The sequence below is a fragment of the uncultured Streptococcus sp. genome (assembly GCF_963521865.1).
In the GTDB taxonomy this organism is placed as follows: domain Bacteria; phylum Bacillota; class Bacilli; order Lactobacillales; family Streptococcaceae; genus Streptococcus.
The window spans coordinates 1-17,513 of the sequence record NZ_CAUQWY010000021.1 but is presented as its reverse complement, the minus strand read 5'-3'; the positions used below and the strand labels follow the sequence as shown (position 1 = coordinate 17,513).

The 17,513-nt window shown below is 39.9% G+C and carries 17 protein-coding genes; 5 read left to right on the top strand and 12 right to left on the bottom strand.

Annotated features, from left to right (window positions below; all coding sequences use genetic code 11):
• The first annotated feature begins 62 nt into the window (after positions 1-62).
• From ylqF to xerS, 4 genes are all read left to right on the top strand, one after another.
• Positions 63-914: a ribosome biogenesis GTPase YlqF gene (gene ylqF, locus RWO85_RS06795; protein ID WP_314414881.1), complete on the top strand. Its 852-nt coding sequence runs from the start codon at positions 63-65 to the stop codon at positions 912-914.
• Positions 901-1,680 (top strand): ribonuclease HII, encoded by a 780-nt coding sequence (locus RWO85_RS06790; protein WP_314414879.1) that lies wholly within the window; start codon positions 901-903, stop codon positions 1,678-1,680. Before ylqF ends, RWO85_RS06790 begins: the two co-directional genes overlap by 14 nt.
• Before the next feature lie 16 nt (positions 1,681-1,696).
• The gene (locus tag RWO85_RS06785; RefSeq protein WP_314414877.1) at positions 1,697-3,247 is read left to right on the top strand and encodes a chloride channel protein; all 1,551 of its coding nucleotides are present in this window, start codon (positions 1,697-1,699) and stop codon (positions 3,245-3,247) included.
• A 779-nt stretch (positions 3,248-4,026) separates the two neighbouring features.
• Positions 4,027-5,097, top strand: coding sequence for a tyrosine recombinase XerS (gene xerS, locus RWO85_RS06780; RefSeq protein ID WP_125385831.1), 1,071 nt, complete (start codon positions 4,027-4,029; stop codon positions 5,095-5,097).
• A gap of 73 nt (positions 5,098-5,170) precedes the next feature.
• On the opposite strand, the gene RWO85_RS06775 is transcribed toward xerS, so the two are convergent.
• Genes RWO85_RS06775 through RWO85_RS06765 form a run of 3 tightly spaced genes read right to left on the bottom strand, consistent with a single transcriptional unit; the run spans position 5,171 to position 9,012 of the window.
• Positions 5,171-6,160 carry a lipoate--protein ligase gene (locus RWO85_RS06775; protein ID WP_314414876.1) on the bottom strand — a complete coding sequence of 330 codons (990 nt, stop codon included), beginning with the start codon at positions 6,158-6,160 and terminating at the stop codon, positions 5,171-5,173.
• Positions 6,161-6,219: 59 nt separating this feature from the next.
• Positions 6,220-7,923: a dihydrolipoyl dehydrogenase gene (gene lpdA, locus RWO85_RS06770; RefSeq protein WP_314414874.1), complete on the bottom strand. Its 1,704-nt coding sequence runs from the start codon at positions 7,921-7,923 to the stop codon at positions 6,220-6,222.
• A 45-nt stretch (positions 7,924-7,968) separates the two neighbouring features.
• The gene (locus tag RWO85_RS06765; protein WP_314414872.1) at positions 7,969-9,012 is read right to left on the bottom strand and encodes a dihydrolipoamide acetyltransferase; all 1,044 of its coding nucleotides are present in this window, start codon (positions 9,010-9,012) and stop codon (positions 7,969-7,971) included.
• 469 nt (positions 9,013-9,481) lie between these two features.
• On the opposite strand from RWO85_RS06765, the gene RWO85_RS06760 reads away from it, so the two are divergent.
• Positions 9,482-9,613 carry a hypothetical protein gene (locus RWO85_RS06760; protein ID WP_314414870.1) on the top strand — a complete coding sequence of 44 codons (132 nt, stop codon included), beginning with the start codon at positions 9,482-9,484 and terminating at the stop codon, positions 9,611-9,613.
• 16 nt (positions 9,614-9,629) lie between these two features.
• On the opposite strand, the gene RWO85_RS06755 is transcribed toward RWO85_RS06760, so the two are convergent.
• The 9 genes from RWO85_RS06755 to RWO85_RS06715 all read right to left on the bottom strand — a co-directional run bounded on the left by RWO85_RS06755 (position 9,630) and on the right by RWO85_RS06715 (position 16,918).
• On the bottom strand, positions 9,630-10,622 hold the full coding sequence (locus tag RWO85_RS06755; protein WP_000448714.1) for an alpha-ketoacid dehydrogenase subunit beta: 993 nt from the start codon (positions 10,620-10,622) through the stop codon (positions 9,630-9,632).
• Positions 10,623-10,637: 15 nt separating this feature from the next.
• Positions 10,638-11,606 (bottom strand): thiamine pyrophosphate-dependent dehydrogenase E1 component subunit alpha, encoded by a 969-nt coding sequence (locus RWO85_RS06750; protein ID WP_314414867.1) that lies wholly within the window; start codon positions 11,604-11,606, stop codon positions 10,638-10,640.
• A gap of 156 nt (positions 11,607-11,762) precedes the next feature.
• Positions 11,763-13,121 (bottom strand): sodium-coupled multidrug efflux MATE transporter PdrM, encoded by a 1,359-nt coding sequence (gene pdrM, locus RWO85_RS06745; protein WP_314414865.1) that lies wholly within the window; start codon positions 13,119-13,121, stop codon positions 11,763-11,765.
• Between the two features lie 41 nt (positions 13,122-13,162).
• Positions 13,163-14,431: a dihydroorotase gene (locus tag RWO85_RS06740; protein WP_314414863.1), complete on the bottom strand. Its 1,269-nt coding sequence runs from the start codon at positions 14,429-14,431 to the stop codon at positions 13,163-13,165.
• Between the two features lie 12 nt (positions 14,432-14,443).
• Positions 14,444-14,908 carry an 8-oxo-dGTP diphosphatase gene (locus RWO85_RS06735; RefSeq protein WP_001135770.1) on the bottom strand — a complete coding sequence of 155 codons (465 nt, stop codon included), beginning with the start codon at positions 14,906-14,908 and terminating at the stop codon, positions 14,444-14,446.
• A gap of 9 nt (positions 14,909-14,917) precedes the next feature.
• On the bottom strand, positions 14,918-15,571 hold the full coding sequence (locus tag RWO85_RS06730; protein WP_033683573.1) for a uracil-DNA glycosylase: 654 nt from the start codon (positions 15,569-15,571) through the stop codon (positions 14,918-14,920).
• Positions 15,572-15,632: 61 nt separating this feature from the next.
• A complete protein-coding gene (locus tag RWO85_RS06725; RefSeq protein WP_033683571.1) occupies positions 15,633-16,325 on the bottom strand; it encodes a YjjG family noncanonical pyrimidine nucleotidase in 693 nt (230 codons plus the stop codon).
• Between the two features lie 119 nt (positions 16,326-16,444).
• Positions 16,445-16,657 (bottom strand): hypothetical protein, encoded by a 213-nt coding sequence (locus RWO85_RS06720; RefSeq protein ID WP_000680089.1) that lies wholly within the window; start codon positions 16,655-16,657, stop codon positions 16,445-16,447.
• A gap of 48 nt (positions 16,658-16,705) precedes the next feature.
• Positions 16,706-16,918, bottom strand: a complete 213-nt coding sequence (locus tag RWO85_RS06715) for a hypothetical protein (protein WP_112443711.1) — start codon at positions 16,916-16,918, stop codon at positions 16,706-16,708.
• Positions 16,919-17,513: the final 595 nt, after the last annotated feature.

The following is a 17,513-nucleotide window of genomic DNA, read 5'->3' as shown; positions in this document are numbered from 1 at the left end:
TTTAGACAATAGTAAAATAAAATAGGGGCTCTAAACCCTTGCTACGAAAGGAAAAAAACTCAATGGCTACTATTCAATGGTTTCCTGGTCACATGTCTAAGGCTCGTCGACAGGTGCAGGAAAATTTAAAATTTGTTGATTTTGTGACGATTTTAGTGGATGCACGCTTACCTCTATCTAGTCAAAATCCTATGTTGACCAAAATTGTTGGTGACAAACCAAAACTCTTGATTTTAAACAAGGCAGACTTGGCTGATCCATCAATAACCAAGGAATGGCGTCAGTATTTTGAATCAAAAGGAATCCAGACTCTAGCTATCAACTCCAAAGAACAAGTAACTGTAAAAGTTGTAACAGATGCGGCCAAAAAACTCATGGCTGATAAGATTGCTCGCCAGAGAGAACGTGGGATTAAAATCGAAACCTTGCGTACCATGATTATCGGGATTCCAAATGCTGGTAAATCCACTCTAATGAATCGTTTGGCTGGTAAGAAAATTGCAGTTGTCGGTAACAAACCAGGGGTTACAAAGGGACAACAATGGCTCAAAACTAATAAGGACCTTGAAATCCTAGACACACCGGGGATTCTTTGGCCTAAGTTTGAAGATGAAACTGTTGCTCTTAAATTAGCCTTGACTGGAGCTATCAAAGACCAGTTGCTTCCTATGGATGAGGTAACTATTTTTGGTCTCAATTATTTCAAAGAACATTATCCAGAAATGTTGGCTGAACGCTTTAAACAAATGAAAATTGAGGAAGAAGCGCCTGTTATTATTATGGACATGACCCGTGCCCTCGGTTTCCGTGATGACTATGACCGTTTCTACAGTCTCTTTGTGAAGGAAGTCCGCGACGGCAAACTCGGTAACTATACCTTAGATACATTGGAAGACCTCGATGGCGACGATTAAAGAAATCAAAGAACTCCTTGCTACGGTCAAGGAGTTAGAAAGCCCTGTTTTTTTAGAACTTGAAAAGGATAATCGCTCTGGGGTTCAAAAAGAAATTAGCAAGCGTAAAAAAGCCATTCAGGCAGAATTGGATGAGGATCTTCGTTTGGAATCCATGCTTTCCTATGAAAAAGAACTTTACAAGCAAGGATTGACCTTGATAGCAGGTGTTGACGAGGTTGGCCGTGGTCCTCTGGCTGGACCTGTAGTCGCTGCAACTGTTATTTTACCTCAAAATTGTAAGATTAAAGGCCTAAATGACAGCAAGAAAATTCCTAAAAAGAAACATCTGGAGATTTTCCAAGCTGTCCAAGACCAAGCCTTGTCAATCGGGATTGGTATCATGGATAATCAGGTCATCGACCAAGTCAATATCTATGAAGCAACCAAACTGGCCATGCAGGAAGCTATCTCCCAGCTCAGTCCTCAACCTGAGCATCTCTTGATAGATGCTATGAAACTGGATTTACCAATTTCACAAACCTCTATCATCAAGGGTGATGCTAATTCTCTCTCGATCGCAGCAGCTTCTATAGTAGCCAAGGTGACACGTGATGAATTGATGAATGACTACGATCAGCAGTTCCCTGGCTATGATTTTACTGCTAATGCAGGATATGGAACAGCTAAACATCTGGAAGGCCTCACAAAACTAGGAGTTACACCGATTCACCGAACCAGTTTTGAACCCATTAAATCGCTGGTTTCAGGAGAAAAAGAAAGTTAAGTTAGAAGGAATGATTATGGAGGAACAGTCAGAAACACTCAGTTCCAAGAAAGAATTTGCCTTTGCCTCGAGTACCATATTATCCCAAGTTGGACGAGGAATCATTGTTGGTCTAGTTGTTGGAATTATCGTTGGATCCTTTCGTTTCTTAATTGAAAAAGGTTTCCACCTGACACAAGGACTTTATCAAGATCAAGCGCACCTAGTTCGCAATCTTTTTCTACTGGTTTTGTTTTATGTACTCATCTGTTGGCTCAGTGCTAAACTAATACGGTCAGAAAAAGATATCAAAGGCTCAGGAATTCCTCAAGTTGAAGCCGAATTAAAGGGACTCATGACTCTCAACTGGTGGGGCGTTCTTTGGAAAAAATATGTGCTAGGTATTCTTGCTATTGCAAGTGGACTTATGCTGGGGCGTGAAGGACCAAGTATTCAACTTGGAGCGGTTGGTGGAAAAGGTATTGCCAAGTGGCTCAAATCTAGTCCAGTAGAGGAACGCTCCCTGATTGCTAGTGGTGCAGCCGCAGGATTAGCCGCAGCATTTAACGCTCCAATAGCAGGTCTCCTCTTTGTTGTAGAAGAAGTCTATCATCATTTTTCGCGCTTTTTCTGGGTTTCTACCTTGGCTGCTAGTCTCGTAGCAAACTTTGTTTCTCTGCTCATATTTGGCCTAACACCCGTACTGGATATGCCAGACAACATCCCACTCATGACCCTGGATCAGTATTGGATTTACCTCCTTATGGGAGTTTTTCTTGGACTTTCTGGTTTTCTCTATGAAAAAGCTGTACTCAATGTCGGTAGAGTTTATGACTGGCTTGGTCAAAAAATCCATTTGGATAGAGCTTATTATCCAATTCTAGCTTTCTTTCTCATCATACCAGTTGGAATTTTCTTACCCCAAATCCTTGGTGGTGGAAACCAGCTGGTTCTTTCCCTAACTGAGCAAGATTTTAGTTTCCAAGTTCTATTAGCTTACTTTTTGATTCGCTTTGTTTGGAGCATGATTAGCTATGGAAGTGGCCTTCCAGGAGGAATTTTCCTACCAATTTTGGCGCTAGGTTCCTTGCTTGGTGCCCTAGTTGGTGTTATTTGTGTCAATCTTGGGCTTGTCAGTCAAGAGCAATTCCCTATATTTGTCATTCTAGGAATGAGCGGCTATTTTGGAGCCATTTCTAAGGCTCCCTTAACTGCTATGATACTCGTAACTGAGATGGTAGGAGATATTCGCAACCTCATGCCACTTGGATTAGTAACCTTGGTCGCCTACATCATCATGGATTTACTCAAGGGTGCACCAGTATATGAGGCTATGTTGGAAAAAATGCTGCCAGAAGAAGCGACAGATGAAGGAGAAGTCACTCTCATTGAAATCCCTGTTTCAGATAAAATAGCAGGTAAACAGGTTCATGAACTCAACTTACCACATAATATCCTCATCACAACCCAAGTCCATAATGGCAAGAGCCAAACCGTTAACGGTTCAACCAGAATGTATCTCGGTGATATGATTCATTTAGTTATTCCAAAAAGTGAAATTGGGAAAGTCAAAGATTTGTTGTTGTAGAATTTTTACATAATTTATGTTATGTAAAAATAAACTTCTTAATTAAATATATTAGAAAACCGATTCTCAGCAATGAGATCGGTTATTTTTTACAGATAAGATATTTCACATACAAATAATTGAACTTTGGTAAAAATAAGACTATAATCAAGTTAGAAATGATAAAGCATAAAGCTAGAAAGGAGTTTACTGTATCAAATCTGTACAGTAAGATTAAAATCATGAAAAAGAGAACAATAGCAATTATACAATGTATTTTGTATCTCATAGCTCCTTATATAGCTCTTCAGTTATGTAGAATGAACAAAAGTTTCGTTACTGATAATCTCTTTTTTATTTTCCTTATTCTACTGACTATTTCATTCTGGTTTAGTATTTGGAAGCTAGAAAAAGCACTAGCTAATGATTCACAATAGTACAACTCCAAAGATTTAGATCCATTTTACGCAAAAACTGGAAATTTTTGTACTTTTCCCTATACAATAGATAAACCCTTGATACGACTGAGTTTAAGGAGTAATGTACAAAATCATCCCCTTTTAAACCCAATGTAAGCCTTAAAACCTTGATTTAACAAGGTTTTAAGTTTTAGTAAAGTATATTCTCACTAATTTAGCTATTTTTGTTCCAAAAAAAATTTTTAGTTATTTTGTTCGTTTTACACAGGTATAAGTCTTTTTTAAAAATCTCTATATCATCTTTCCGAAAAACTATAATTTTCTTGAAAAATATATAGGTCTATGCTATACTACTAGTAGACTTACTTATGGAGAAAATACATGAAACGTGAGATTTTACTGGAACGAATCGACAAACTAAAACAAATCATGCCCTGGTATGTTCTGGAATACTACCAATCTAAGCTGGCTGTACCTTACAGTTTTACAACCCTGTACGAATACCTCAAGGAATATGATCGATTTTTCAGCTGGGTTTTGGAGTCTGGCATTTCAAACGCAGATAAAATATCTGATATTTCTTTATCTGTCTTGGAAAATATGTCTAAGAAAGACATGGAATCCTTTATCCTTTACCTACGTGAACGTCCTTTGCTGAATGCTAATACAACCAAGCAAGGAGTTTCTCAGACAACCATCAATCGGACTTTGTCAGCACTTTCTAGTCTTTATAAGTATTTGACTGAGGAAGTTGAAAACGATCAGGGAGAGCCTTATTTTTATCGTAATGTAATGAAGAAAGTTTCAACAAAGAAAAAGAAAGAAACACTTGCTGCCAGAGCTGAAAACATCAAGCAAAAACTCTTTTTAGGTGATGAAACAGAAGGTTTTCTAACTTATATTGACCAAGAGTATCCACAACAACTTTCAAATCGCGCTCTCTCATCATTCAACAAAAATAAAGAACGTGATTTGGCCATCATTGCCCTTCTCTTGGCGTCTGGTGTCCGCTTATCTGAAGCTGTTAATCTGGATCTAAGAGATCTCAATCTAAAAATGATGGTTATCGATGTCACTCGAAAAGGGGGTAAACGTGACTCGGTCAATGTCGCTGCTTTTGCAAAACCTTATCTAGAAAATTATCTGGCCATTCGAAATCAACGCTATAAGACGGAAAAAACAGATACAGCCCTTTTTTTGACACTCTATCGAGGTGTTCCCAATCGTATCGATGCTTCCAGCGTTGAAAAAATGGTTGCTAAATACTCTGAGGACTTCAAAGTCCGTGTAACACCCCATAAACTGCGCCATACGCTAGCAACTAGACTCTATGATGCCACTAAATCGCAAGTTTTGGTCAGCCATCAGCTAGGACATGCCAGTACACAAGTCACTGACCTCTATACCCATATCGTCAACGATGAACAAAAGAATGCTCTGGATAGTTTATAAATTACATAAAATAAATTATGTAAATTAAAAACTCATAAAAAGAAGCTGGTCCTACAACCAACTTCTTTTTGATTTATCCAACTACCGCTTCAGCGATTTCTTCACGGCTAATACCAGCGAAGTAGCGTGTAATATCAATAGTTTCTAGAGCTTTAAGTACATCTTCGCGTTCATATTTCACTCCACGAAGGACATCTTCTACTGCAGCAACGTCTTCAATACCAAAGAAGTCACCGTAAATCTTGATGTCTTGGATTTTTGATTCGAGAACATTAGCAAAAACTTCCACCTTACCACTAGTGAATTTGGTTCCACGACGGACGTTAAATTCAGGTGATTTACCGTAGTTCCAGTCCCAAGTACCAAACTTGGTATCCTTGATACGGTTAATTTCAGCTAATTCTTCCTCAGAAAAAACGTATTCTGTCATCTCTGGATACTCTTTTTTCATGTATTCCAAGAGTAAGTCACGGAATTCTTTAACTGTAATTTTTTCTGGCAATTCATTGACAATATTGGTTACACGGGCACGGACCGATTTCACACCTTTTGATTCAAATTTGTCCTTTGAAACCTTGAGGGCATTAGCAAGAACTGATAAATCAACGTCAAAGAGCAAGCAACCGTGGTGCATGATACGGCCATTGATATAGGCTTGGGCATTGCCACAGAACTTCTTACCATCAATCTCAAGGTCATTACGACCTGTGAATTCAGCTTTAACCCCAAGTTGAGCCAAAGTATTGATAACTGGAGTTGAGAAGCTCTTGAAGTCAAAAGCCTTGTTTTCATCTTCTTTTGAGATGATCGTATAGTTTAGGTTATTTAAATCGTGGTAAACAGCTCCACCACCGCTGATACGGCGGACCACCTCAATACCATTTTCGCGAACATAATCACGGTTGATTTCTTCGATGGTATTCTGGTGACGACCAACAATGATAGATGGCTTGTTGATCCAAAGTAGGAAGATTTGATCCTCATCCAAAAGATGTTTAAAGGCATATTCTTCCAAGGCGATATTAAAAGCAGTGTCGTTTGAATGATTGATAATGTATTTCATGAGATACCTTCTTATACGATAGAGACTGGAATAACCTTCCAGTCTAATCTATCTTCGTTTTATTTTTTCTTAGGTGAATGGATAGCCATTCCTAGAACATCCGCAAATGCTTCGTACATCACTTCAGAGTAGGTTGGGTGTCCGTGGATAGTCTTCAGCATTTCTTCAACAGTAATTTCCATTTCGATAATGCTCGATGCTTCATTGATCAATTCTGCAGCTGCAGGACCTATGATATGAACACCAAGGATTTCTCCGTATTTCTTATCTGCAATGACTTTTACGAAACCTTGAGCAGTATCCGATGCAATAGCACGACCATTAGCAGCAAAGTTGAACTTACCGATAGCAACATCGTATTTCTCACGGGCTTGTTCTTCTGTCAAACCTACTGCTGCTACTTCAGGAAGAGTGTAGATGGCTGCAGGAGTCAAATTCAACTTGGCAACAGCATGATTTCCTTTAAGAGCATTTTCAGCAGCAACTTCACCCATACGGAAGGCTGCGTGCGCTAACATCTTAGTACCATTAATATCACCTGGTGCGTAAATACCTGGAACAGAAGTTTCCATGTATTCGTTGACCTTGATACGACCACGATCCAATTCAAACTCAACCTCTCCAATACCTTCAAGGTCTGGCACACGACCGATTGAAAGAAGAGCTTTGCTTGCGATGATATCGTCTTTTCCTTCAACCTTGATACGAAGTTGACCATTTTCCTCGATGATTTCTTGCAGTTTAGTACCAGTCAAGATGGTCATACCTTTACGCTCAAGGATCAAGCGAAGATTCTTAGACACTTCTGCATCCATAGCTGGCACGATACGGTCCATCATTTCGATAACAGTTACTTTTGAACCAAATGTCATGAAGGCCTGACCAAGTTCGATACCGACAACACCACCACCGATGATAACAAGGCTTTCTGGTACTTCGTTCATTTCAAGAATGTCATCACTAGTCATGACAAGTGGAGATTCCATACCAGGGACGTTGATCTTGCTGACTTTTGAACCACCAGCAAGGATAATTTTCTTAGTTTCAAGCAATTCAGAACCATTTACCAAGACATTCTTATCTTTAGTGATGGTACCAATACCTTTATGAACAGTAACTCCGTAGCTACGAAGCAAACCTGCAACTCCTCCAACTAAAGTATTGACAACCTTAGACTTAGTTTCAAGGAGTTTGTCCATATCTACAGTGAAGTTTGGATTTTCGATTACGATACCACGATTTGCAGCATGACCAATGTTTTCGATAATTTCAGCGTTGTGAAGATAGGTCTTAGTTGGAATACAACCACGGTTCAAGCAGGTTCCACCAAGTTCAGATTTCTCAACAAGGGCAACCTTACCGCCTAGTTGGGCAGCTTTAATGGCTGCAACATAACCAGCAGGACCTCCACCAATCACAACGATATCAAAAGCATCATCGCTCTTACCACCATCGTTTGAGGCACTTGCTGCAGGTGAAGGGCTAGCTTCTGACGCTGCGGCTCCAGCTGTTGGGATATTTTCTCCTTCTTCACCAAGGTAACCGATAACTTCCGTTACAGGAACAGTTTCACCATCTCCTTTGAGAATGGCAATCAAATAACCATCTTCTTCGGCTTCCAATTCCATGCTGACTTTGTCAGTCATGATTTCCAAAAGGATTTCTCCTTCTTTTACAAATTCTCCGACTTTTTTATTCCATTGGACGATTTGTCCTTCTGTCATATCCACGCCGGCTTTTGGCATAATTACTTCTAAGGCCATGTCTTCCTTCCTTTATCTATATCTTTAAAATGAATACTCTTGCTCTTAAATCAACATTGAGATTGGATTTTCAATCAACTCTTTCAAGTCTTTCATAAACTTAGCACCAGCCATACCATCTACGACACGGTGGTCAATGGTTAAACCAAGACTCATGATTGGGCGAATCACAATTTCACCATTGACGACAACTGGCTTCTCAATTGTCGAACTCACACCAAGGATAGCTGAGTTTGGTTGGTTGATGATAGGACCAAAGGACTGAACGCCAAACATTCCCAAATTACTGATTGTGAAGGTTGAATTTTGCAACTCACTTGGAGCCAATTTACCATCCAAGGTACGGCCAATAACATCCTTAAAGGCTACAACCAGTTCTGAAAGACTCATCTTCTCAGCATTGTAAACAACAGGTGTCATCAATCCATTATCCATCCCAACTGCCATGGCAAGATTGACATAGTTGTGAGTGATAATGGTCTTGCCGTCTTCTGTCAATGAAGCGTTGATGTAAGGATGCTTCATCAAGGTTTTTACAACAGCAAGTGAAAGAAGGTCTGTTACAGTAGTCTTCTTCCCAGTTGCTTCCATGATTGGCTCAAGAACCTTCTTACGAAGAGCCAACATTTCAGTCATATCGACATCGTAGTTGAGTGTGAAGGTTGGCGCAGTTAGGTAAGATTCGACCATACGTTGGGCGATAACCTTACGCATTGGTGTCATTGGAATACGCTCAATCTCACCATAAGGAGTGATAGTATCAGGAATCTCTTCCACTTTTTCGATTTGAGCAGGAGACTTGATGGTGTCGTTTTCGATATTTTCAGGAAGCAAGGCCAAGACATCCTTCTTCATGATCTTACCACGATGACCTGTTCCTTGGATTTCCTGCCAAGCAATATTATGTTCGAGGGCAATTCGTTTTGCAAGTGGCGAAATGCGAACCACGTTTGTGTCTTTATAAGTTTCCACGTCTTCTTTGTGGACACGACCGTTTGCACCTGAGCCAGAAACGTCGTAGAGGTTGATCCCTAAATCATCCGCTAACTTTCTAGCTGCAGGAGTCGCTCTTAGCTTGTCATCAGCCATGACCTCTCCAATTCTATTTATGATACAAAGGGCGTCAAAAGCGACTGAAAAATAGGAAATCGACGATGGCTTCGATGAAGCCAAGGAGATTTATCTTTTTTCCAAGCTTTTAGCCCGTGTTCGAATATAAGATATTAAGGACTCAGAGGGCAATGAAAAAATAGGAAATTGACGATGTGTTCGATGAACACAAGAAAATCTATCTTTTTTTCGCAGACCTCCGTCCGAATTCAATTAAATGATACTAAGGGCGTCAAAAGTCAAAGTGAAAATAGGAAACTTGACGAAGAAACTTTAGTTTCTAGGAAAGTTTATCTTTTTCACACAGACTTTAGCCCGAGTTCAATTATATAATGCAAAGGGCGTTTAAAAGCGACCGAAAAATAGGAAATCAACGTAGACTTCGATGAAGTCAAGGAGATTTATCTTTTTTCCGAGTTTTTAGCCCGTGTTCAACTCTACAAGCAACTTGGATACAAAACGTATCTCAAATTACTACGGTTGCCACTATCAAGTAACCAACCATGTAGACTTACTAAATCCTTTGTCGGTTATTATCGAACCAACTCTTCTTATGACAGATAACAAGTATTTTACATAACTTATCTTATGTAATTCTATTCTTTGTTATAAGTTTTACGGATAGCATCTTTGATGCTTTCAACTGTTGGAATCATTGCATTTTCTAGGTTTTGCGCGTAAGGCATTGGCACATCTTCTCCTGCACAACGGCGGATTGGTGCATCTAGATAGTCAAATGCTTCTGATTCTGAAATAATAGCTGAAATTTCACCGATATAGCCACTTGTTTTGTGGGCATCGTTGACCAGAACAACCTTACCAGTCTTCTTCACTGAGTTGATAATGATATCCTTATCAAGCGGAACAAGGGTACGTGGGTCAACAATTTCAACTGAAATTCCTTCTTCTGCTAATTCTTCAGCAGCTTGAACCACACGGCGCAGCATTTTTCCGTAAGTAACAACTGTTACATCCGTTCCTTCGCGTTTGATTTCCCCAACACCAAGTGGAATCGTGTAGTCTGGATCAACTGGCACTTCACCTTTTTGGTTAAATTCTGACTTGTACTCAAGAATAATAACTGGGTTGTTATCACGGATAGAAGACTTAAGCAATCCTTTCATGTCCGCAGGTGTACCTGGTGCCACAACCTTAAGACCAGGAATATGAGTAAACCAAGACTCTAGTGATTGCGAGTGCTGGGCTGCAGAACCAACTCCGTTACCTGCTGCACAACGGACAGTCATTGGGACCTGACCCTTACCACCAAACATATAACGTGTTTTAGCAGCTTGGTTAACGATATTGTCCATGGCAATGACCGAGAAGTCCATAAAGGTCATATCGACAATTGGACGAAGTCCTGTCATGGCTGCTCCTGCTGCTGCTCCTGAAATGGCAGCTTCAGAAATCGGACAATCACGAACACGTTCTGGACCAAATTCTTCAAGCATTCCAACAGAAGTTCCGAAGTCTCCTCCGAAGACACCGACATCTTCTCCCATCAAGAACACATTTTCATCGCGACGCATTTCCTCAGACATAGCAAGGATAATGGTGTCACGGAAGGACATTGTTTTTGTTTCCATTTTATCTCATTCTCCTTAGTCTGCGTAAATATCTTCAAAGGCTGATTCAAGTGGTGGGAATGGACTTTCCTCTGCAAATTTAACAGAAGCTTCTACTGCTTCCTTGACTTGGGCTTGGATTTCTTCCAATTCTTCGGCACTTGCAATGTTATTTTCAATAAGGTAATTGCGGAGGTTTTCGATCGGGTCTTTTTGTTTCCACAACTCGACTTCTTCACGCGTACGATATTTACCAGGGTCAGATGATGAGTGACCAAGCCAGCGATATGTTACACTTTCAATCAAGACAGGGCCATTGCCACCACGAACATGGTCTACAGCCTTCTTAAATCCTTCATAGACGTCGATGACATTGTTTCCATCTTCGATAAACATTCCAGGAATTCCATATGCCGCACTACGTTGATGGATATGTTCTACATTGGTCATTTTCTTGATATCCGCAGAAATACCGTAACCGTTGTTAATGCAATAGAAAATGACTGGCAGCTTCCAGATAGAAGCCATGTTGACTGCTTCGTGGAAAACACCTTCGTTGGTCGCACCATCTCCAAAGAAGCAGACAACGATTTTTCCAGTATTTTGCATCTGCTGACTGAGGGCTGCACCGACAGCGATTCCCATACCACCACCTACGATACCATTGGCACCAAGGTTACCAGAATCAAGGTCGGCGATATGCATAGAACCACCTTTACCTTTACAGGTTCCAGTGTATTTTCCAAGGATTTCAGCCATCATTCCGTTGAGGTCAATCCCTTTGGCAATAGCTTGTCCATGACCACGGTGGTTTGATGTGATCAAATCATCTGGATTGAGAGACAACATAGCACCCACGTTAGCTGCCTCTTCTCCAACAGAAAAGTGCGTCATTCCTGGCACTTTCCCTTTCTTTACTAATTGCGCAATTTTTAAGTCCATACGACGGATTTCTTCCATCTTGCGGAACATTTCTAGCAAAAGATTTTTATCTAAAGTTGACATCTTCTTGCCTTTCTAACTTTCTTCTTACCTTACTATTTTACCGTTTTTGGAAAATACTGTCAAAGTTTTTCTAAAGAAAATTTCACAAAATAAAAAAGAAAACCCAATTAGAACAAGGGATTTTCTTATCAAAAATATTTTTTCACAAACTTTTTATCATTTGGATTTTTCTAAAAATTCAAATCTCTTCATAATCACAGTTAAACGCCAACGGTAGAGCGCCCCACTAACAATTAGACTAATAATCAAACCGATCCAGTAAGAATAAGCTCCAAAATCTGTGAGGGAATCAAATACCATAGCTACTGGTATTGCTACACCCCAATAACCAACCAAACCAAGGTAAAAAGGAATAACTGTATCCTTATACCCCCGCAAAATTCCCTGAAGAGGTGCCGCAAAGGTATCTGCTAACTGGAAGAAAAGACTATAAGTCAAAAAACGCGCTGTCAAATCGATAAATTCTGAGTCGTTACCATAAAGACTAGCCACATTTCCCCTAAAAATGTAAAGGAAGGTTAAGGTGAAGGCCGCAAAAATGAGAGCTGCCCATCTTCCTAGACCAATATAGGTTTTCGCATCATCAAATCGCTTGGCTCCAACTTCATAGGAAACGACAATAGCCATAGCAGATGAGATACTCATAGGAAAGGCGTACATAAGACTTGAAAAGTTCATGGCTGACTGGTGACTAGCGATAATCAAGGACGAGAACTTAGCCATAATCAAACCAACCACGGAAAAGATAGCCACTTCCGCAAAGACAGTTCCTCCAATAGGAAGACCTAAACGAACTCCTTCCTTAATTTTATCCATATTAAGTGGAATTCGTTTCTCAAGGTGTAAGGCTTTAAGCTTCTCCTGTCTAAATAAAACCAGAACAGAAATCCCCAGCAAGACCCAGTAGGCCAAGGATGTTCCTAAACCAGCACCAGCCCCTCCCAGTTCTGGAACTCCAAAGGCACCGTAAATCAAGAGGTAGTTAAATCCACTATTCAAGGGAAGCAACAAAAGCATGAGATACATGGACAGTTTGGTCAACCCCAACGAATCCAGCAAAGAACGAATGACACTAAAAAGCAATAAGGGGATAATTCCGATAGATAAAAACCAAAGATAGCGAACCGCTACTGCTGCCACTTGTGCCTCTAGTCCAATATGATTCAAGATTGGTGGTGCCAAGAAAAGTACCATCCCCAGCAAGACTGTAGATAGGCCCAAGGCCAAATAAATAAATTGGTAAAAATCAGACGCAACTTCTTCCTTTTTTCCTCGACCAAGATGGTGGCCAATGATGGGCACCAAGGCTGACACAATCCCTGTCAGGAATGTAAAGAAGGGGTTCCAGATACTGGTTGCCATAGACACACCAGCCAAGTCTATGGTATTGTATTGACCTGTCATAGTCGTATCAACAAAGGAGGCAGAATAATTTGCAAATTGATAAATCAGGATAGGGAAAAATATCTTTAAAAATAAGATAAACTTGTCTTTGAAATGATGGGTTTGGTACATATAGGCTCTCTATTCTTTTTATTTACAGAGCAGACTCCCACCTAGTTTTGATAGACGATTTGTCCCTTACAGATGGTATATTTAACCTGCCCTTTCAAGGTTTCACCGATGAATGGTGAATTAGCTGCTTTGGAAGCAAAATGGGAGTCCACAAGGCGGTCAGCCTTAGCATCAAAAATAGTGATGTCCGCTGGACCATTCTCAGCCAAGTAACCTGCTTCAAAATTGTAAAGCTTGGCTGGGTTGTATGTCATCTTTTCGAGTAATTCCATCAAGCTCAACTCACCAGCTTCCACCAAATAGGTCAATCCGAGAGATAGAGATGTTTCTAAGCCAGTCATGCCAGATGGTGCTTTGGTAATATCCTCAATATTTTTTTCATCCGCATGGTGAGGAGCGTGGTCTGTCGCAATAACTGTGATGACACCTGACTTGAGACCTTGAATTACGGCACGACGATCTGATTCCAAACGAAGTGGAGGATTCATCTTAGCATTACTACCATGTGTCAAAAGGAGCGCTTCGGTCTTAGAAAAATGCTGTGGCGCTACTTCTGCTGTGACTTGCGCACCTAACCCTTGAGCAAACTCCACTACTTTAACACTTTCTTCTTTAGACAAATGCTGAATATGAACATGGGCCTTAGTTGCATAGGCAATCATGACATCACGCGCCATCATAGCATACTCAGCCACCCCAGTAGCACCACAGATATGGAAATGTTCTTTAGCAATATTTTCGTTAAAGCCAAGAACACCGTTCAAACCTGGATCTTCCTCATGAAGACTAATAAAGGTATTAAGCTTTTTGGCTTCCTCCATGGCTTCCTTAACAACTTTACTGCTTTCAAGCGGAATCCCGTCATCTGAGAAACCAACTGCACCTGATTCTAAAAGCGCCTGAAAGTCAGTCAAATCTTGCCCATTAAAATTCTTAGTAATGGTCGCAACCGTCTTAACATGAATCTTCTCTTTGGCAGCTGACTGGAGAACTTCTTGCAAAGTCTCTACGTCTGAAATAGTTGGACTAGTATTAGCCATCATGACAACCGTTGTAAAACCACCTGCAGCGGCTGCTAGGGCACCAGTATGAATATCTTCCTTGTGGGTTTGACCAGGTTCACGGAAATGAACATGAATATCAACCAAACCAGGAGCAACTACAAGACCTGTAGCATATATGATTTCTGCTCCTTCTTCCTTGATCTCAGGCGCAATTTTGACAATTTTCCCATCTTGGACTAAGACATCACACACTTGATCCAAACCAGACTTAGGATCCATTACACGACCATTTTTGATTAGTAGCATCTGCTTTCTCCTTTATTCATAGAAATCAACTTGGGTATCCAACAATTTATCCCCATCATAGACAAACTTGGCTGAGAAGAAGGGTTTATCCTCTAAAAGCCACCCAACAAAGGTATGGTCACCTTCCCAAGTCGGCTTACTCAAAACCTCGTCATAGGGAACCCATTCCAGCGTCCCCTCATTACAGTCAATCAAGTCCCCTTCAAACTCTGTCACCTTAAAAACATAGGTATACCAGTCTAAATCTGGCGTAAATTCAGGAAAAGTGATAACACCTTTTAGAACTGGCTTAGCTTTGAGCCCTGTTTCTTCGAGGATTTCACGTGCTGCGCATTCCTGAGGGGTCTCACCTCTCTCTAGCTTACCACCCACACCAATCCATTTCCCTTCATGAACATCATTTGGCTTCTTATTACGGTGGAGCATGAGCAGTTCTTTCCCGTTATCAATGTAGCAAATCGTCGCTAACTGAGGCATATTCTCTCCTTATCTAAGCCAATCGATTGGCTCTTGTCCTGTTTCTTTTAAGAATGCATTGGCCTTGGAAAAAGGCTTGGAACCCCAAAATCCTCTATAAACTGACAAAGGACTTGGATGGGCTGATTCGATAATCAAGTGATGAGGATTGGTAACTAAGGCCTTCTTCTTACGTGCATAGGCTCCCCAGAGTACAAAAACGACTGGTCTATCTAGATGATTGACCACCTGAATCACAGCATCCGTAAAAGGCTCCCATATCTGACCAGCATGACCATTGGCCTGTCCAGCAGGAACCGTCAAACAAGCATTAAGAAGTAAGACTCCTTGCTCAGCCCAAGCTGTCAAATCATGAGATTTCTTGACCCCGATATCATCCGACAATTCTTTCAAGATATTTTGCAAAGATGGAGGAGCTGGGATAGAGTCAGGTACAGAAAAACTTAAGCCCTGCGCTTGACCTGGCCCGTGATAGGGATCTTGCCCTAGAATCACCACCTTAACGTCTTCAAGCGGTGTTGTCAAGAGGGCCTGAAAAACCTTTTCTTTGGGCGGATAAATAGTCCCTTGAGAATAGACCTGCTCCATAAACTGATTGATTTTCCCGAAATAACCTTCAGGTAATTGTCCCTTAATCAAATCATGCCAAGACGAGTGTTCCATAGCCGACTCCTTCTTTTTTACTGCCTCTATTATAGCAAAAAGTGGTTATCTAAACCACTTTTTACAGTTTATCTAAACAATCCAGCAAGTCTTGGTAAGAATGGACTTCGTAGGTTGGCTGGGCTTGTGTGGGGTTTTCGAGGTGATGAGGATTGTACCAAATCGTGTCAATCCCTGCATTATTGCCGCCTTGAATGTCGGCGGTTAGAGAATCTCCAATCATCAGCGTCTTTTCTTTACTAAATCCAGCAATCTGTTGACCGATTTTTTCATAAAAGAGAGCATCAGGCTTTTGTGTTTGCAACTGTTCAGAGATAAAGACTTGGTTGAAATAAGGTGCTAGACCAGATTGAGCCAAACGCCCTGTCTGAATGGCAGTAATGCCATTTGTCGCAGCATACAGCTCATAATCTCGCTCAATGAGGTTGTCTAAGAGTTCATGAGCGCCCGAAAGAGTTTGTCCCTGCTGGGCTAAGTAAAACTGGTAACGCTGGGCAAGAAAACTACCATCTTTCTCCAGTCCAAAGTGAGCAAATAGACGAGAAAAGCGCGTGTTAACCAGCTCTTGTTTACTAATTTTCTTTTGTTCCAAGTCCTTCCAGAGAGCCTTGTTCATAGGAACGTAATAGTCTTTATAGGCCTGAATATCTGTAACCCCTTCTTCTTTTAGAAGTTGCGTCAAAGCCACATCCTCAGCAGCATCAAAATCAAGCAAGGTGTGGTCGAGGTCGAAGAGTAAAAATTTGTAGGACAAGTTGGTGTTTTCCTTTCTAAGATAAACAACTTTCACTTCAGCCAGTTGTTTAATGTAAAATCTTAAAAGTGGTATAGTATCACAAAGAATAATCGTTCCAATTGATTAACTAACTCATACTATTCTAGTGAATTATAGAAAAATCTTCTATAAATTCGAGCAATAGTTAAAATACAAACAAATATAATTCCCAAAATAGATAACACTATTTTCACAAAATTCATTTCAGAGCCTATTACATAGATATGAAAAAGAGGGGCTAGTCCTACACATAGAGACAATAGATAACTACTAAATCTTATCTCACCAATTCCTGCAAAAAAATGTTTCATTATAAATATCCCAATTTTACCTTTCATCTTTATAATCCACTAACAAATCTATTGAGTTCTCATTTTTTTGAATAATCTTGACAACAAATTTACTCCACTTAATGCCACTAAAACTTCAATGGGCAAAAAATAGTAATCCCATATCAAATGAGAAATCAGCAATGTTAGAAATAGTATGCAGTCAATATAACTATTCTGAAAATACTCTGTAATTACATAATACAAAAACACCACAACCATCAAAATTAAAACAACCATCATAATACTATCATCCTGTTCTTAATTTATTGTTACTTTTTCCATCCCATTCATCAATAGCATTAAAAAATCCAATCAAGAAATGATTACCTACTCACTAATACTATTCTAAAATTTAATTTTTTGGGGGATTTAGGAACGCAATTCCAATTAGCAATACACCTAATATAAATAAAAGTATTTCCCAAAATTTATTCTCAGTTTTAATAAAAGGTATAAGATACATACTAACCAATATGGAACTTACTCCTAAAAGAGCAGATGCCACTCTGACTTTATCACTTAGTTTAAACATGTTGAGTCTCCTATAAAATAAGCAGTGGCTATGTTTACTGTAACATTTATCCCAAAAGAAAGAACTTCGTTTTTATCTCTTCGTTACCTAGATAAGATATCCTTTCTCTACCTGATTTTATTTTAAAGAGAAGGAAGATTTAAGCCTATTTATCTCACTTCTTATTTTTAAATAATTCATACTCTTTTTCTCTGATAAAGGGAAGTGAAAAATTAGAAAAAATTAGTAGAATTGAAAACAGATATTCGTCTTTTTGCATTGCTAAAACATAGCCTAAAAATAAATAGACAATCAAATCTAGTA

Bases quoted from the DNA above. Each gene is read 5' to 3' on its own strand.
- RWO85_RS06790 (WP_314414879.1), top strand. From the start codon at position 901: ATGGCGACGATTAAAGAAATCAAAGAACTCCTTGCTACGGTCAAGGAG.
- ylqF (WP_314414881.1), top strand. From the start codon at position 63: ATGGCTACTATTCAATGGTTTCCTGGTCACATGTCTAAGGCTCGTCGA.
- RWO85_RS06765 (WP_314414872.1), bottom strand. From the start codon at position 9,012: ATGGCTGATGACAAGCTAAGAGCGACTCCTGCAGCTAGAAAGTTAGCG.
- RWO85_RS06740 (WP_314414863.1), bottom strand. From the start codon at position 14,431: ATGCTACTAATCAAAAATGGTCGTGTAATGGATCCTAAGTCTGGTTTG.
- pdrM (WP_314414865.1), bottom strand. From the start codon at position 13,121: ATGTACCAAACCCATCATTTCAAAGACAAGTTTATCTTATTTTTAAAG.
- RWO85_RS06750 (WP_314414867.1), bottom strand. From the start codon at position 11,606: ATGTCAACTTTAGATAAAAATCTTTTGCTAGAAATGTTCCGCAAGATG.
- RWO85_RS06755 (WP_000448714.1), bottom strand. From the start codon at position 10,622: ATGGAAACAAAAACAATGTCCTTCCGTGACACCATTATCCTTGCTATG.
- RWO85_RS06735 (WP_001135770.1), bottom strand. From the start codon at position 14,908: ATGCCTCAGTTAGCGACGATTTGCTACATTGATAACGGGAAAGAACTG.
- RWO85_RS06785 (WP_314414877.1), top strand. From the start codon at position 1,697: ATGGAGGAACAGTCAGAAACACTCAGTTCCAAGAAAGAATTTGCCTTT.
- RWO85_RS06730 (WP_033683573.1), bottom strand. From the start codon at position 15,571: ATGGAACACTCGTCTTGGCATGATTTGATTAAGGGACAATTACCTGAA.
- RWO85_RS06775 (WP_314414876.1), bottom strand. From the start codon at position 6,160: ATGAAATACATTATCAATCATTCAAACGACACTGCTTTTAATATCGCC.
- RWO85_RS06715 (WP_112443711.1), bottom strand. From the start codon at position 16,918: ATGATGGTTGTTTTAATTTTGATGGTTGTGGTGTTTTTGTATTATGTA.
- xerS (WP_125385831.1), top strand. From the start codon at position 4,027: ATGAAACGTGAGATTTTACTGGAACGAATCGACAAACTAAAACAAATC.
- lpdA (WP_314414874.1), bottom strand. From the start codon at position 7,923: ATGGCCTTAGAAGTAATTATGCCAAAAGCCGGCGTGGATATGACAGAA.
- RWO85_RS06720 (WP_000680089.1), bottom strand. From the start codon at position 16,657: ATGAAACATTTTTTTGCAGGAATTGGTGAGATAAGATTTAGTAGTTAT.